The following is a 14,359-nucleotide window of genomic DNA, read 5'->3' as shown; positions in this document are numbered from 1 at the left end:
GGTCAGGCGCGCCCCTCTGAAAGGGACTTCATCGCCCTGTGCAGGGCGACCTTGGCGGCGCCTTCGCTCATGCCGGCCCTGGCGCCGGCTTCCGCCAGGCTCAGGCCGGTGATTTTCACGTCACGTATCAGTTGTTGCTGCCGTTCCGGGAGTTCGGCCAGGATCCTGTCCAGGTCTGCGCGGACGGCGCCCTCTTCGGCCGAGGACGAATCGGCCAGCCAGTCGACCACGTCATCAATCGGGACATGCTTCCGTATCCGGTTTCGCCGCCAGTGGTCGATCAGCTTGTAGCGGGCGACGGCATAGGCCCAGGCGCTGAAGGGCAGGCTGGCGTCATAGGTCATGCGCCGCCGGTGGATCGCCAAGAGCGTCTCCTGCACAAGGTCCTCCACATCTGCGCTGCCGGTTTCCATGCGCCGCGCGAAATAGCCTCGCAGCAGCTTGCTCAATCGAGTCAGCAGCTCATTCCAGGCGGCCGAATCGCCCGCCTGACCGCGCACCATCAAGGCCTTCAATCGATCCTCGACCTCCGCAGACACGCGGACTTCCTCCCAAGGGGATACGCTGCACCAGCCTTGAAGGTTACATGGCGGCGGCCAAGAATAAATCTGATTTGCCGCGTAACCTGGAATTGCCTGCCGCGAATTCATCTGCAGACCCCGGGCTGACCGGGATCGCCCCAAACCAAACAAGGACCTGCCCCATGAAGACCCTGACAAACGCCGCCGCCGCCGCCACCGTGCTCGCCCTGATGGGCGGCGCAGCCCTCGCCGCAGACATGGCCATGGGCGCCAAGACCCATGCCCCCCAGGAAAAGTGCTTCGGCGTCGCCAAGGCCGGCCAGAACGATTGCGCCGCCGGGGCTGGCACCACCTGCGCTGGCACTTCCAAGGTCGACTATGACGGCAAGGCCTTCAAGGAAGTTCCCAAGGGCACCTGCGTCACCATGAAGACCCCCAAGGGCATGGGCTCGCTGACCCCCAAGGCCTAGGCGCGCTCGCGCGGATCAAGACCATGACCAGAGATCCAACAGCGGGACTGGGCCTCAAGCCGCAGCACTTTGCGGAAGCCCAGGCTGATCCCTCCGAGGGTCTCTGGTTCGAGGTTCATCCCGAGAACTATATGGTCGCCGGCGGGCCAAGACTGGCCTGGCTGGCGGCGATCCGTCAGGACAAGCCGCTTTCCCTCCATGGGGTCGGCATGTCCCTGGCCGCCGACGAACCGATCGACGCCGACCACCTAGCCGCACTGAGGGGTCTGGTGGATCGCTTCGAGCCCTTCGTAGTTTCAGAACATTTGGCCTGGTCGACCCGTCGCGGGGTCTATCACCCCGACCTCCTGCCTTTTCCCCGGACCAGGGCGGCGCTGACGTCCATTGCCGACAATATCGACCGGATGCAGACCGGCCTTGGCCGTCAGGTCCTGATCGAAAACCCATCGCTTTACATGTCCCTGAAAGGCCATGACCTGGCTGAGGTCGAATTCCTGTCCTCCCTCGTGGACCTGACTGGCTGCGGCCTCCTGCTCGATGTGAACAATGTGCAGGTCAGCGCCAACAATCTCGGGTTCGACCCTGCAGACTACCTCGACGCCGTGCCCGCGGCGGCAATTGGCGAGATCCATCTGGCTGGCCACGCCCCAGATCCTATCCAGGGTGAGACCCTGCTGATCGACACGCACGGGGCGCCCATCGCCGCGGAAGTCTGGGCGCTCTATGAGCGACTGGTCGCCAGGATCGGGCCACGCCCCACACTGATCGAGCGGGACGAAAACATTCCGGCCTTCGCCGACCTGATGGTCGAGCGCAATCGCGCCCATCAGATCCTGGTGTCGCATCAGCCTATGGCCACCCATGTCTGAACTCTTTCACGACGCCTTCGAGCGCGCTCTTCATGGGGACGCTTCGGCCCTCAATCCCTGGTCCAGTGACCCTGCTTCAAGCCGGAACGGACTTCAGGTCTATCGCAATACGACGGCCAAGGGCCTGGCCGACGCCGTCATCGCCCAGTTCCCGACAGTGACCTCGGTCACTGGCGAGGCCTGGATGGCCGCCGCCGCCAGGACATTCTGCGCGGCCCACCCGCCGACCTCCCCCCCGCTGGCGACCTATGGCCAGGCGTTCGCCGACTGGCTGGAAGGGCCCGCGCGGGAGCATGAACTCGCCTACCTGCCGGACCTGGCCCGCCTCGATCGGCTGTGGACGGAATGCCATACGGCCGCAGACGATCCGGTACTTTCCCCTGACGCCCTTCAGGCCATCGTCCCGGAAGACTTTCTGGCCTTTCGGCTGGCGCCGCGCGCATCCAGCCGGTGGGCGACCTTTGCCTGGGCGGTTCCGACCCTCTGGCAGGCCCTGCGCCGGGACCCAGGCCTGGAGGCCTTTGACCTCGAGGACAGGGCGGAGGCCCTGTTGCTGACCCGCCCCGACCTTGAGGTGGAATTTGCGGTCATTTCTCCGGGGGCTGCAGTCTTCCTCAACGCCTGCCGCGAGGGCCAGTCCATGGCTGCAGCCGCCCAGGTGGCCCTGACGGCCGCACCCGATCTCAACCTTCAATCGACCTTTGCGGCCCTGATCGCCGCCGGGGTCTTCACCCATCTTCAGGAGATCGCGCCATGATCGTCCGGCTCTACCAATCCTTCGTTGCCCTGGCACACAGGGTCATAACGAACGACCTCATCGCCCTTGTGACCCGGTTCGGCATAGCAGGCGTCTTCTTCATGTCCGGACGGGCCAAGGTCGATGGCTTCCTGAACATTACGGATGGGACCTACAGTCTGTTCCAGGAGGAGTATCAAGTGCCCCTGCTGGATCCCGGTCTTGCCGCGCACCTGGCGACCTATTCCGAGCACCTGTTCTCGATCCTTCTGGTGCTGGGCCTCTTCACCCGGCTTTCCGCCCTGGCCTTTCTGGGCATGACGGCGGTCATCGAGATCTTCGTCTATCCTGACGCCTGGCCAACCCATCTCAGCTGGGCCGCCCTGTTGCTCTATCTCATCGCCAAGGGCGGCGGCCGGTTCAGCCTGGACCGGGTTCTGAAGGTTCCCTGAAACCAATTTTTCTGGCCAACGTATAAGACCTCAAGCGGCCCCCGCCGCACTGGAGCCCTTCAATGTCCCGTTCCCTTTTCGCCGCCACCACAGCCATCGTCCTGCTGTTCGCCGAGGCTGCCCCTGCTGCTGGCGCCCTCAAGACCGCCGTCTTCGCGGGCGGCTGCTTCTGGTCGGCCGAACACGATATCGAGCATGCGGCAGGCGTGGTCTCCGTCGACGTCGGATATGCCGGCGGTACCCGGAAGAACCCGTCCTATGAGGACCACGAGGGTTTCCTGGAGGTGGTTCGCGTTACCTATGATCCGGCCAAGACCAGCTATTCGCAGCTGGTCGGCACCTTCTTCCGCCATATCGATCCGACCGACCCCAACGGCCAGATCTGCGATCAGGGCCCAAGCTATCGTACGGCGGTGTTTGTGGCCGATCCGGCGGAGCGGGCCGCTGCCGAACAGGTTCGCGCCCAGGTCGCCAAGACCCTGGGACGAAGTGTCGCGACCAAGATTCTGCCCGCGTCACGCTTCTGGATGGGTGAGGGTTATCATCAGGACTATGCCCGCAAGAACCCCGCCCACTACAACCTCTACCGGGTCGGATGTGGTCGTGACGCACGGATCAAGGCAGTCTGGGGCGGTCGTTAAGCGCTCAACAGCCTGATTTCCGCAAAGTTTCACCTGGGCGGGCGCCTAAGGGCGCTGCCTGCCTGCGTGTCTTTCGTGCAGCACTGTCAAGAAGCTTTGCTCCTGTAACAAAACCGTCACCCATCTTGTCATTTTTCGGGCTATAGGGCGCAATCGTCCGAACGGGGTCCGGAAAGACTCAGGCCGTTTCCGGATAATTGATGGAGGGGTTCCATATGTCACTTTCTCGCAGGCTCGCCCAAGGCGTAGCCCTCACGGCGCTGCTGTGCGCCACGTCCACGGCAGTCTACGCCCAGGAAACATCGTCGTCCGTCAGCGGTTCGGTTACCGCCAACGGCAAGGCTGTCGCCAAGGCGACCGTCACCCTGGTTCACACGCCTACCGGCACCCGCGCAGTCACCTCGACGGAAGCCGGCGGCGGCTTTGACCTCCGTGGTCTCCGCATCGGTGGTCCGTACACGGTGACCATCAATGCGTCGGGCTATCCGGCCAAGACCTTCAACAACGTTTTCCTGCAGGTCGGTCAGACCTTCAACATCGACGCCGACCTGGCCGAAGTTGAAGAAGTCGTCGTCACCGCCTCTGCGGCCCGCAACAACGACCAGGGCCCCAAGACGGTTCTGAACGCCGACGCCATCTCGGCCGTTGTCACCGTCAGCCGCGACCCCCGCGATCTGGCCCGTCGCGACATCCTGGTCTCCCAGGACCTTTCGGGCGGCCGCACCGGCGCCAACGGCGGCGGCATTTCCATCGCCGGGTCCAACCCGCGCTTCAACCGCATCGCCGTCGACGGCGTGTCGGCCCAGGACAATTTCGGTCTGGCCCAGGGCGGTCTGACCACGGCCCGCGGCCCGGTCAACCTTGACGCCATTGAGCAGTTCGCCGTTGCCGCCGCCCCGACCGATGTCGAGAACGGCGACTTTGTCGGTGGTTCGCTGAACATCGTCATGAAGTCCGGCACCAACAGCTTCCACGGATCGGTCTTCACCAACTACCTGAATGACGGCCTGGTCGGTAAGAAGATCGAAGGCAACCGCATCAAGACGGTGCAGAGCCAGACCAATTACGGCGCCTTCCTCTCCGGCCCGATCATCAAGGACACCCTGTTCTTTGCGGCGTCCTATGAGAACTATGAAACCGTCGACACCACCCCGAACGGCGCCCCGGGTTCCGGCGCGGCCAACATCTTCCAGAACGGTCTGACCCAGGCGACCATTGACGGTGTCGTCAACACCTACAACACCAACTACGCCTCCAAGTTCGCCCTGGGCACGGTTGCGACGACCCAGCCCCAGACCGACAAGAAGTATTCGGCCAAGGTCGACTGGAACATCACCGACAATCACCGGGCCAGCCTGACCTATCGCTACGCTGAGTCCTCCTCGATCCAGCGCACCGACCTGGGCAATACGACGGCGTCCCTGTCGTCGCACTGGTACAAGCAGTTCAACTCCGACGAAGCCACCACCCTGGAAATCCATTCCAACTGGACGGATCGTCTGACGACCTTCTTCAAGGCCACGACCCGCGACTACAACAACATGCAGCTGCCGCCCAGCGGCCAGAACTATGCCGACGTGACCGTCTGTACGGCGCCGACCTCGGACGCGACCCTGACCAGCTGTAACTCCCTGTTCAGCTCGGTGCGGTTCGGCCCGGACCAGTTCCGTCACGCCAATGAGCTGCGCGAGCAGGAAAACCGCTACCAGTTCCAGGGCGAGTATTCGATCACCAACCACCTGTTCAAGGCCGGTGTGACCGCCCGCCAGGCCAAGCCCTACGACCTGTTCGTGCCTCAGTCGCGCGGCCTTTACTACTTCGACTCCCTGGCTGACTTCGCCGCGGGCAAGGCCAGCAGCCTGACCTATCAGAACTCGGTGACCGGCAATCCGCAGGACGCGGCGTTCAAGACCACCTACTGGACCTATTCCGGCTATGTGCAGGACACGATGAACATCACCGATGACCTGAAGGTCGCGGCGGGCGTTCGTATCGACACCTTCGACTATCCGGACAAGCCGATCCTCAACCCGAACTTCACGGCGCGGAACGGCTTCTCCAACCAGAAGACCATCGACAAGACCGTCATGGTCATGCCCCGCCTGTCGGCGGAGTGGAAGGCTTCGCCTGAGATGAAGTTCAGCGGCGGCCTCGGCCTGTTCGCTGGCGGCACCCCCGACGTTCTGACGGGCGCGCCCTTCTACAACACCGGCTATGCGACCACCTCGATTGTCATCAATCGTACGGCGACCGGCTTTGCTGAAACCACGGGCACCCCGGGCTTCACGAACACGGTGGGTTCGGCTGGTCTTGACGGCCTGACCACTCAGGCCAATTTCGGCTACCAGATGCCGACCCTGATCCAGCAGCTGCAGCAGGGCACCCTGGGCGGCGCGGTCACCATTCCGCCGCTTGGTGAAGTCATCGCCCTGTCCCCCGGCTTCCAGCTGCCCAGCACCTGGAAGCTCTTCCTGTCGGGCGAGTGGTACGTGCTCGACGGCTGGCGTCTGACCGCCGACCTGGTCGCCACCAAGACCAACCAGGACCTGACCTATTATGACAACCGGGCCCAGCCCCTGGTGGTCAACGGCGTCCAGCAGTTCCTGCCCGACGGTCGCATGCGTTATGACGGTCTGGGCGCAGTGGCCGGAAAGTCCTCGGCCAACCTCGGTTCGAACCGCGACATCATTGTCGGCAACACCAAGAAGGGCTCGTCCTACACCGCCGCCGTCAGCGCGTCGAAGTCGTGGGATTGGGGCGGCGACCTGACCGTCGGCTATTCGCACCAGAAGATGGAAGACTCCAGCGCCGGCATGTTCTTCGGCACCACGGCTGGCTCGCTCTATGCTGGCGTCATCGCCGGCCTGGATCCGAACCGTGATGAACTGGGCCGCTCGGTCTATGAAGTGGCCAACCGCTTCAAGGCGGAGTTCGGTTATCGCAAGAAGTTCTTCGGCGATAATGAGACCCGGATCAGCGTCTTCGCCGAGCGTCAGGACGGTCGTCCGTTCAGCTTCACCATGTCGGACCGCGCCTCCGGCCGCAGCCCGGTCTTCGGTGTGAACCGTACGGCTCAGCTGCTCTACGTGCCGGACTTCCGTGGCGACACCAACACGGCCGACCTCAATGTCGGTCTCGTGACCTTCGCCACCCAGGCCGACTATGACAACTTCAAGCGCGCCTACACCAACTTCGACCTGCCCAACGGTCAGTTGATGGAGAAGTACTCGAAGACCAATGCGCCGGTCGGTCGCGTTGACATGCAGATCAGCCAGGAGCTCCCGACCCTGATCGACGGCCACAAGCTGAAGCTGCAGTTCGACATCCGCAACGTTCTGAACCTGGTCAACAGCGACTGGGGTCAGGTCGCCGAATACGGCGACACGATCGGTCTGGCCCGGGTCGACTGCGCAGACGCCGCCGGTGTCGCCATTGCGACGACCAGCGCGGCCTGCCCGCGGTACCGCTATTCCAGCGTTCCCACCGTGATCAGCAAGACCCGCAACACCGCAGCCTCCCTGTGGTTCATGCAGATCGGCCTGCGTTACCAGTTCTAAGTCTCCGGACCTGGACTGAAATCATGAGGGGGCGGCCTGGCGACGGGCCGCCCCTTTCTTGTGCGGGGTTGACGCTGACGGCTTCCCCGCCCATTTGCGCGCTTCCCTGATTGGAGACATCAAATGTCCCTGGTTGTTCCCCCCGAATGGGCCCTGCACCGCGCCATGTGGCTGGGTTTTCCGAGCCATGCCGAGCTTTGGGAAGAAGACCTCGAGCCTGCCCAGGCCGAAGTGGCGGCCCTGGCCCGCGCCCTGGCTGGCCCCGGTCGGGAAGATGTGCGCCTGCTGACAGGCAGCGATGAGGGCGAGGCCGCCGCCCGCCGGCTGCTGGGTGATGTGGATGGCGTCGAGATTGTTCCCGGCCGGTTCGGCGACATCTGGCTGCGCGACACCGGGCCAATCTTCGCCAAGCGTGCGGGGGTAGGTGTCGCCCAGGGTTTCCGGTTCAATGGCTGGGGCGGCAAGTACCAGCTGGATCACGACGACACCGTCTCCGCCCAGATCGCCCGGGCGTCAGGCATTGAAATGGCCGTCCAGGACATGGTCCTTGAGGGTGGGGCCCTGGACCATGACGGGCAGGGCACGGTCCTGACCACCCGTCAGTGCCTGCTCAACCCCAACCGCAATACCGGCTGGACCGAAGCCGTCGCCGCTGAGGCCCTGGCCGGGGCGCTGGGCGCCCGCAAGGTGCTCTGGCTGGGCGAGGGTCTGGCCCACGATCATACCGACGGCCATGTGGACAATCTGGCCCGCTTTGTTGCGCCGGGAACCGTGGTCTGCCCCGTCGCCTGGGGTCTGGGCGACGTCAATGTCGATGTCTACAACGCCGCCGCAGCCGATCTGGGCGCAATGACTGACGCGACCGGCGCGAAGCTGAAGGTCGTCCGCATTCCTTCTCCGGGCTGGATCGAAAGCCACGAAGGCGGCGCCGCGCCAGCCAGCCACATGAACTTCATCATCGCCAATGGCGCGGTGATCATGCCCACCTATGACGGTGATCCCCAGGCGGCCTCCTTCGCCGCCCAGGCCTTGCAAAGCCTGTTCCCCGACCGCACGGTGATCAGCCTGCCGTCGGACGCCATACTGACCGGCGGCGGGTCCTTCCACTGCATCACCCAGCAGGAGCCTGCCTGATGGTCCGCACGCTCAAGGTCGCCGCCCTCCAGACCGCCTACGGGATGGATCTGGACGCCAATATCGCAAAGACCATCGACCTGATCCGTCAGGCTGCGGCCCAGGGCGCCCAGGTGATTCTGCCGTCAGAGCTGTTTCAGGGCCCCTATTTCTGCGTCGCCCAGGAGGAGCGCTGGTTTGCAGACGCTCATCCCTGGCGCACCCACCCCTGCGTGACGGCCCTGGCGCCTGTGGCGGCCGAACTGGGCGTTGTCCTGCCCGTCTCGATCTTCGAGAAGGAGGGGCCGCACTATTTCAATTCCCTGGTCATGATCGACGCCGACGGGTCGCTGATGGGGGTCTATCGCAAAAGCCATATCCCCGATGGCCCGGGCTATATGGAGAAGTACTATTTCCGGCCGGGGGATACGGGCTTCAAAGTGTGGGACACCCGCCATGGCCGGATTGGCGTCGGCATATGCTGGGACCAGTGGTACCCGGAAGCCGCCCGCTCCATGGTGCTGATGGGCGCCGAAATCCTGCTCTATCCTACGGCCATCGGGTCAGAGCCCCATGATCCCAGCCTGGACACGGCTGCGCCCTGGCGCCGGGCCATGCAGGGTCACGCCGTCTCCAACGTCATTCCGGTAGTCGGATCAAACCGTACGGGCTTTGAGCCCTGGGAAAACTATCCCGGCGGCGGTCAGGGGTTCTACGGATCTTCCTTCATCGCCGATCACAGGGGCGATCTGGTCGCAGAACTGGGTCGGGATGATGAGGGCGTCATCGCCGCCGAGTTCGACCTGGACTTCCTGGCCAGGCATCGGGCGGCCTGGGGTTTCTTCCGCGATCGTCGCACCGACCTCTACGCCGCCCTGACCCTGCCGCGACCTGCAGACTAGGCGGCGGGCGCGCCGGAAAACCGACGCGCCGCCAACCCGGATCAGCGCAGAACGGTCAGGCCGTTCTTGATGACCGTAGCGTTCCGGGCCTTCACCCGGGCCTCGAACGAGATGTTCTTGCCATCCTTCCAGAGGTCCACCGTGATGGTGTCCCCCGGGAAGACCGGGGCGGAGAACCGCGCCTGGTGGGAATAGATCTGGTCCGGATCAAAGTCGGTAATGGCCTGCAGGACGGCGCGGCAGGTGATGCCATAGGTGCAGAGGCCGTGCAGGATCGGTCGGTCAAAGCCGGCCTTCTTCGCCACGTCCGGATCAGAGTGCAGGGGATTGCGGTCGCCGTTCAGGCGGTAGAGCAGGGCCTGGTCCTCGCGGGTGGTGAAGTCCACCGACATGTCGGGGGCGCGGGTCGGCACCGTGTGGGGCTCAGGCGCGCCATTTGACGGCCCTCCAAAGCCGCCATCGCCCCGGGCGAAGGTGGAGCCGGTCAGGGTGGCGACCTTCTCGCCCTTGTCGTCGGTCCAGATGGTTTCATTGATGATGACGGCGCCCTTGCCGGGGCCCTTGTCATAGGCCCCGGCGGTTCGGCTCTCGGCGGTGAAGGTTCCCGAGGCGGGCAGGGGCTTGTGCAGTTCGACCTTCTGCTCGCCATGGACCACCATCAGGAAGTTGATCTGGCTCTGGCGATGGCCGACGGGCATTTCCGGCGCCGGGCCGGAAGTTCCCCGCATGCCGGAGGCCAGCACGGTGGCGGCGGTCGGCACGACCTTCAGGCCCTTCTCATAGACGAAGCCCAGTTCGGTGGCGTTCATCGGGTCCTGGCCCAGGCCGATGCCCAGGCCATAGAGCATGACGTCCTTGTCGCCATAGCTGAAGGTCCGGGCTGCGGTGCGCTGCTGCAGGATGTCGGGATAATAGATGGGCATGAATGGGATCCTCCAAATGACGGGTCATATCGTTGTATTTATGCCCCAGATTGAACCGGCTTCCGTGATGGAGCGCAAGCATGAGGGGAGCCGATTTGCCGCACGGGCAATGTTCGGCTAGAAGCCCGGACTTCGCGGACCGGCTCCCTGGCTGGATCCCGCAATCCCATTCTCGCCCCCCAGCTTAAAGGCACGTCATGGCGAACGAAAACGAAGTCAGCGGTCAGATCACCGGCAACGTCCTGTTCTATTCCAAGCCCGAGCCCCTGGCGGTCGAGCTGCACAAGGGTCTGGGCGTCAAGCGCATGGATGGTCCCTTCGGCTTCGCCAAGGCCGGGCATGCCGTTCCCCTCACCGTGACGGAATTCAGTCTTGCGGCCCTGACCGGCCCGATCATCTTTGTGGGCGAAGACAAGACCCCCCTGGCGGTCATGGGGCTCAACCCCAATGAAAACCTGTTCCTGCGGGAAGACGGCCTGTTCGAAGCCGGCGTTTATATTCCGGCCTATATCCGCCGCTACCCCTTCGTCTTCGCCAATGACCCGAACGCCCAGCAGTCGATTCTCTGCATTGACCGGGCCGCCGAGTTCATCGTGGAAGGCGGCGACATGGCCTTCTTCAACGAAGACGGAACCGCGACGGAATACACGCAGGGCTGCATCGAGTTCTGCAACAACTACGAAGTCGAGCGCCAGCGGACCATCAACTTCGTCGACATGCTGAAGCAGTGGGACCTGTTCGAAATCAAGACCGCCAGCCACACCCCCCTCAATGAGGATGGCACGGCGGGCGAGCCCCAGATCATTGCGGAATTCTTCGGGATTTCCGAAGCCAAGCTGAACGCCCTGCCCCAGCCCAAGCTGGCCGAGTTGCGCGACAATGGCGCCCTGATGCAGATCTACGCCCACCTGATCAGCCTGGTGGGCTGGGACCGTCTGATCGCCCTTCAGATGTACAAGGTGGCTACGGCCGCCGCCAACGCGGCCTAGGCCGGGTTAGCGGGAATAGACGCTGCGGGTCAGGCAGGAAAAGACCAGCCGACCCGCTTCGTCCAGCAGATCATGCTGGGCGATGATGATGCCCTTTCCGTCGCCCACCGGGTCCTTGCCCATGACGGTCATGCGGCCCCGCAGGACCTCGCCGGCCGGAGGATTGCGCGCCCAGCGCAGGGCGTCGACCCCGAGGCGCTTGGTCTGAGGCCAGGCCATGGACGACGCGGCGTCCAGGCGAGCCCAGATGGCATAGACCATGGCGTCCGGAGCGCCCCGTTCCGCCGGCCAGCCGGGCGCGAAGGCTTCGATGAAGGAGTCCAGGGCGCGGGCGTCGACGCGGACCTCTCCAAGGGGCGCAACCTGGCCGATGGCGATGTCGTCAAATGGGGCGGGCAAGTGCCTGTCTCCGGTGAAATGCGCAGTGATTCGCCATGATGGCGGCCGCCATGCAAAGAAGTCGTTACGTTTGGGCAGACGAAACCGCGACGTCGCCCTATGCGTATCCTCTTGCAACAGCCATATGTCGAAGCTGACGACACGTTCGTGACTGAGGGACCATGACGCCGATCTGGAAATTCGCCGCCGCCGCCGGACTGGCCCTCGGACTTTCGCTTCCCGCGACCGCCGCACCGGTAAAGACAGCCCATGTCGCCCTCGAGCTTGTGGCCCAGACACAGGGGGTGACCCCGGGCGGCCAGGTGGTGGTGGCTCTCACCCAGGACATCCAAACCGAGTGGCACACCTACTGGCGCAATTCCGGCGACTCCGGCGCGCCAACTGAGCTGAAGTGGACCCTTCCGGCCGGATGGTCCGTCGGCGACATTGTCTGGGCTCCGCCCTCCCGTCAGCCGACGGGACCCCTGATGAACTATGGCTATGCGGGCAAGGTCCTGCTGCCCCTGACCCTCACAGCCCCAAAGACCGCCAGGGTTGGTGAGAGGGTCGAACTCAAGGCTCACGTCTCGGTCCTGGTCTGTGCTGATGTCTGTGTTCCGGAAGATGCGGACCTGACCCTGTCCCTGCCCGTGGTCGCGTCAAGTCCGGCCCAGGACCCGGTCAATGGACCGAAGATCGCCGCCGCCCTGGAAGCCGCCCCCAAGCCAGGCTTCGCCAAGGCGGTCTTCACCCAATCGGGCAAGACCCTGAAGCTGGCCGTCTTCGGCGAAGGGCTGAAGGGCGCGGATTTCGCCGACAGCTATTTCTACCCCTATGCCGCCGATGTGATTGATCACAGCAAGCCGCAAACCATCGAGCGCGGCCCCGGCGGCCTGACCTTCACCCTGACCCCGAGCCTTGGCAAGGAGGACGGACCGCCGCCTGCCGCCCTGGACGGCGTAGTGATTGTCGCGGGAAAGGCCTTCGAGATCGCTGGAACCCCTGGCGTCCTTCCGCCCGAGGCCGCAGGCCTTGGCCCGCCGCCCGTCAAGGCCAGCGCGCCGACTGGCGCCGATCTGGGGCTGGTGGCCGCCATCGCCTTCGCCTTTGTCGGGGGGCTGATCCTCAACCTCATGCCCTGCGTCTTCCCGATCCTGGCCATGAAGGCCACATCCCTGGCCAGCCACGCCCATGATCGCAAGGAGGCCCAGGCTCAGGGTCTGGCCTTCCTGGCGGGCTCTGTCCTGACCTTCCTGGCCCTGGCTGGCGCCCTGATCGCCGTCCGGGCCGGAGGATCTGCGGTAGGCTGGGGCTTCCAGCTGCAGTCGCCGCCGGTGATCGCCGTCCTGACCCTTCTCATGCTGGCCGTCGCCCTTAACCTGTCGGGCCTGTTCGAGATCGGGTCGTCCCTGCAGGGGTTCGGGGCTGAGGCCGCCAGCCGCGGCGGTCTGGCCGGCGCCTTCCTTACCGGGGCCCTCGCCGTGGTCGTGGCAGCGCCATGCACGGCGCCGTTCATGGCGCCTGCCCTGGGCTGGGCTCTGGTCCAGCCTCCTGTGACCTCACTGCTTGTCTTCCTGGGACTCGGACTGGGGTTTGCAGCTCCCTTCACCCTCGCGGCCTTTGCGCCCGGCCTCCTGGCCCGCCTGCCCAAGCCCGGCGGCTGGATGGAAGGCTTCCGCAGGTTGATGGCCTTTCCCATGTACGGCACGGCGGCCTGGTTGGCCTGGGTTCTGGCGGTGCAGTCCGGATCTGACGCCCTGGCGAGGTTGTTCGCCGTCGCGGTCACCCTGGCCCTCGGCGTCTGGCTCCTGGGATCAGCCCAGCGCCGGGCTGGACTTGGCCAGCGTCCGGTAAAGACCCTGGTCCTGGGTGCGGCCCTGAGCCTGGCCGCCCTCGCGGGCGCCATCTGGCCCGCCTATGCCGAGCCACCGGTCGCGGGCGCCGCTGACGCCCAGGGATCAGCAATCCCCTATGAGACCTACAGCCAGGAAAAGCTCGCTGAGGTCCGGGCCAGCGGCAAGCCGGTCTTCGTGAACTTCACGGCCGCCTGGTGCGTGACCTGCCAGGTCAATGAAAAGGTGGCCTTCTCCACAGCTAGGGCCTCCGACGCCTTCGCCCAGTCCGGCGCTGTCTATCTCAAGGCTGACTGGACCCGTCGGGATGCGGCCATAGCCGAGGAACTGGCCCGACATGGCCGGGCCGGCGTGCCGCTATACCTGGTCTATCCCGCCAATGGCGGCGAGCCGGTCATCCTGCCCCAGCTCCTGACAGGCGAGATCGTCGCCAAGGCGCTGGCGAAAGCCGCCAAGTCCTAGGGAAAGCCCTTCCGGCCCGGTCGTCCTAGACAGGCGGCTTGGGCGGAGCGGTGATGACCTCAACATTGTCGTTCAGGAGATAGGCCATTTCCTTGAGGGCGGCGTCCCGGCTCTTCCGGTCGTTCGCTGCGACAATGGCGCCGAATTTCAGCGGCAGGTCCTGGGAGATGCCGCGCAGAATGCACTTCAGGTCACCGTCCGTGCCGCGCTTGGCCAGGGTCAGGTGTCCCTGCATGTCCAGGGCGGACAGGGCGTCGACTTCCACCTTGAGGGTCGCGGGCAGGGGTTTGTCATTGCCCTGGAAGGCGCGCATGGCGGACTTCAGCTTGCCGGCCTTGCGGACGATATCCACGAACAGCGGTTCGTGGGAGACGGCCACCGGCTGGGCGGAAATCGCCGTAGGCGACATCGGGCTGGTGGAGGCAAGCCAGAGGAAGGCGAGGGAGGCGGCGGCGTCGCAGGACATGTTGAACCCCGAATGCTGAAAGTCCGT

At 64.7% G+C, this 14,359-nt stretch carries 14 protein-coding genes; 10 read left to right on the top strand and 4 right to left on the bottom strand.

The genetic code is table 11. The features are described 5' to 3' along the window. Positions 1-2: 2 nt before the first annotated feature. Complete coding sequence (locus CFE28_15845) at positions 3-650, bottom strand: RNA polymerase subunit sigma-70 (GenBank protein ID OYU71760.1); 648 nt, start codon at positions 648-650, stop codon at positions 3-5. A gap of 53 nt (positions 651-703) precedes the next feature. On the opposite strand from CFE28_15845, the gene CFE28_15840 reads away from it, so the two are divergent. The 8 genes from CFE28_15840 (at position 704) to aguB (ending at position 9,261) form a co-directional block, all read left to right on the top strand. Next, entirely contained in the window at positions 704-991 is a 288-nt protein-coding gene (locus tag CFE28_15840; protein OYU71332.1) for a hypothetical protein, read from the top strand. Between the two features lie 23 nt (positions 992-1,014). After that, a complete protein-coding gene (locus CFE28_15835; GenBank protein ID OYU71331.1) occupies positions 1,015-1,860 on the top strand; it encodes a hypothetical protein in 846 nt (281 codons plus the stop codon). Further along, positions 1,853-2,617, top strand: coding sequence for a DUF2063 domain-containing protein (locus CFE28_15830; protein OYU71330.1), 765 nt, complete (start codon positions 1,853-1,855; stop codon positions 2,615-2,617). Before CFE28_15835 ends, CFE28_15830 begins: the two co-directional genes overlap by 8 nt. Then, entirely contained in the window at positions 2,614-3,048 is a 435-nt protein-coding gene (locus CFE28_15825) for a DoxX family protein (GenBank protein OYU71329.1), read from the top strand. The genes CFE28_15830 and CFE28_15825 overlap by 4 nt, the downstream gene beginning before the upstream one ends. A gap of 62 nt (positions 3,049-3,110) precedes the next feature. Further along, complete coding sequence (gene msrA / locus CFE28_15820; protein ID OYU71328.1) at positions 3,111-3,689, top strand: peptide-methionine (S)-S-oxide reductase; 579 nt, start codon at positions 3,111-3,113, stop codon at positions 3,687-3,689. Positions 3,690-3,904: 215 nt separating this feature from the next. Then, positions 3,905-7,246, top strand: a complete 3,342-nt coding sequence (locus tag CFE28_15815; protein ID OYU71327.1) for a hypothetical protein — start codon at positions 3,905-3,907, stop codon at positions 7,244-7,246. Positions 7,247-7,369: 123 nt separating this feature from the next. Beyond that, positions 7,370-8,380 (top strand): agmatine deiminase, encoded by a 1,011-nt coding sequence (locus CFE28_15810; protein OYU71326.1) that lies wholly within the window; start codon positions 7,370-7,372, stop codon positions 8,378-8,380. Beyond that, a complete protein-coding gene (gene aguB, locus CFE28_15805; protein OYU71325.1) occupies positions 8,380-9,261 on the top strand; it encodes an N-carbamoylputrescine amidase in 882 nt (293 codons plus the stop codon). Before CFE28_15810 ends, aguB begins: the two co-directional genes overlap by 1 nt. Positions 9,262-9,302: 41 nt before the next feature. Here aguB and CFE28_15800 read toward each other — a convergent pair whose 3' ends face one another. Further along, a complete protein-coding gene (locus tag CFE28_15800; GenBank protein ID OYU71324.1) occupies positions 9,303-10,184 on the bottom strand; it encodes a 3-alpha,7-alpha,12-alpha-trihydroxy-5-beta-cholest-24-enoyl-CoA hydratase in 882 nt (293 codons plus the stop codon). A 197-nt stretch (positions 10,185-10,381) separates the two neighbouring features. Between CFE28_15800 and CFE28_15795 the strand changes: the two genes are divergently transcribed. After that, the gene (locus CFE28_15795; protein OYU71323.1) at positions 10,382-11,173 is read left to right on the top strand and encodes a peptidase; all 792 of its coding nucleotides are present in this window, start codon (positions 10,382-10,384) and stop codon (positions 11,171-11,173) included. A 6-nt stretch (positions 11,174-11,179) separates the two neighbouring features. Here the strand turns inward: CFE28_15795 and CFE28_15790 are convergent, their stop codons facing one another. Continuing rightward, positions 11,180-11,572 (bottom strand): acyl dehydratase, encoded by a 393-nt coding sequence (locus tag CFE28_15790; GenBank protein ID OYU71322.1) that lies wholly within the window; start codon positions 11,570-11,572, stop codon positions 11,180-11,182. Positions 11,573-11,733: 161 nt separating this feature from the next. Here CFE28_15790 and CFE28_15785 point away from each other — a divergent pair, with 161 nt between their 5' ends. Further along, positions 11,734-13,866, top strand: a complete 2,133-nt coding sequence (locus tag CFE28_15785) for a thiol:disulfide interchange protein (GenBank protein OYU71321.1) — start codon at positions 11,734-11,736, stop codon at positions 13,864-13,866. A 25-nt stretch (positions 13,867-13,891) separates the two neighbouring features. Here the strand turns inward: CFE28_15785 and CFE28_15780 are convergent, their stop codons facing one another. Then, positions 13,892-14,332 (bottom strand): hypothetical protein, encoded by a 441-nt coding sequence (locus tag CFE28_15780; protein OYU71759.1) that lies wholly within the window; start codon positions 14,330-14,332, stop codon positions 13,892-13,894. Between the last annotated feature and the right edge of the window lie 27 nt (positions 14,333-14,359).

This window comes from Alphaproteobacteria bacterium PA2 (assembly GCA_002256425.1).
Lineage (GTDB): Bacteria > Pseudomonadota > Alphaproteobacteria > Caulobacterales > Caulobacteraceae > Phenylobacterium.
The sequence above is the reverse complement of the archived record's forward strand: the minus strand, read 5'-3'. Positions and strand labels throughout refer to the sequence as shown.

What these genes read in the sequence shown, in the direction of transcription:
- aguB (OYU71325.1), top strand. Translation starts at nt 8,380, where the DNA reads ATGGTCCGCACGCTCAAGGTCGCCGCCCTCCAGACCGCCTACGGGATG.
- CFE28_15825 (OYU71329.1), top strand. Translation starts at nt 2,614, where the DNA reads ATGATCGTCCGGCTCTACCAATCCTTCGTTGCCCTGGCACACAGGGTC.
- CFE28_15810 (OYU71326.1), top strand. Translation starts at nt 7,370, where the DNA reads ATGTCCCTGGTTGTTCCCCCCGAATGGGCCCTGCACCGCGCCATGTGG.
- CFE28_15815 (OYU71327.1), top strand. Translation starts at nt 3,905, where the DNA reads ATGTCACTTTCTCGCAGGCTCGCCCAAGGCGTAGCCCTCACGGCGCTG.
- CFE28_15830 (OYU71330.1), top strand. Translation starts at nt 1,853, where the DNA reads ATGTCTGAACTCTTTCACGACGCCTTCGAGCGCGCTCTTCATGGGGAC.
- msrA (OYU71328.1), top strand. Translation starts at nt 3,111, where the DNA reads ATGTCCCGTTCCCTTTTCGCCGCCACCACAGCCATCGTCCTGCTGTTC.
- CFE28_15835 (OYU71331.1), top strand. Translation starts at nt 1,015, where the DNA reads ATGACCAGAGATCCAACAGCGGGACTGGGCCTCAAGCCGCAGCACTTT.
- CFE28_15785 (OYU71321.1), top strand. Translation starts at nt 11,734, where the DNA reads ATGACGCCGATCTGGAAATTCGCCGCCGCCGCCGGACTGGCCCTCGGA.
- CFE28_15845 (OYU71760.1), bottom strand. Translation starts at nt 650, where the DNA reads ATGAATTCGCGGCAGGCAATTCCAGGTTACGCGGCAAATCAGATTTAT.
- CFE28_15780 (OYU71759.1), bottom strand. Translation starts at nt 14,332, where the DNA reads ATGTCCTGCGACGCCGCCGCCTCCCTCGCCTTCCTCTGGCTTGCCTCC.
- CFE28_15795 (OYU71323.1), top strand. Translation starts at nt 10,382, where the DNA reads ATGGCGAACGAAAACGAAGTCAGCGGTCAGATCACCGGCAACGTCCTG.
- CFE28_15840 (OYU71332.1), top strand. Translation starts at nt 704, where the DNA reads ATGAAGACCCTGACAAACGCCGCCGCCGCCGCCACCGTGCTCGCCCTG.
- CFE28_15800 (OYU71324.1), bottom strand. Translation starts at nt 10,184, where the DNA reads ATGCCCATCTATTATCCCGACATCCTGCAGCAGCGCACCGCAGCCCGG.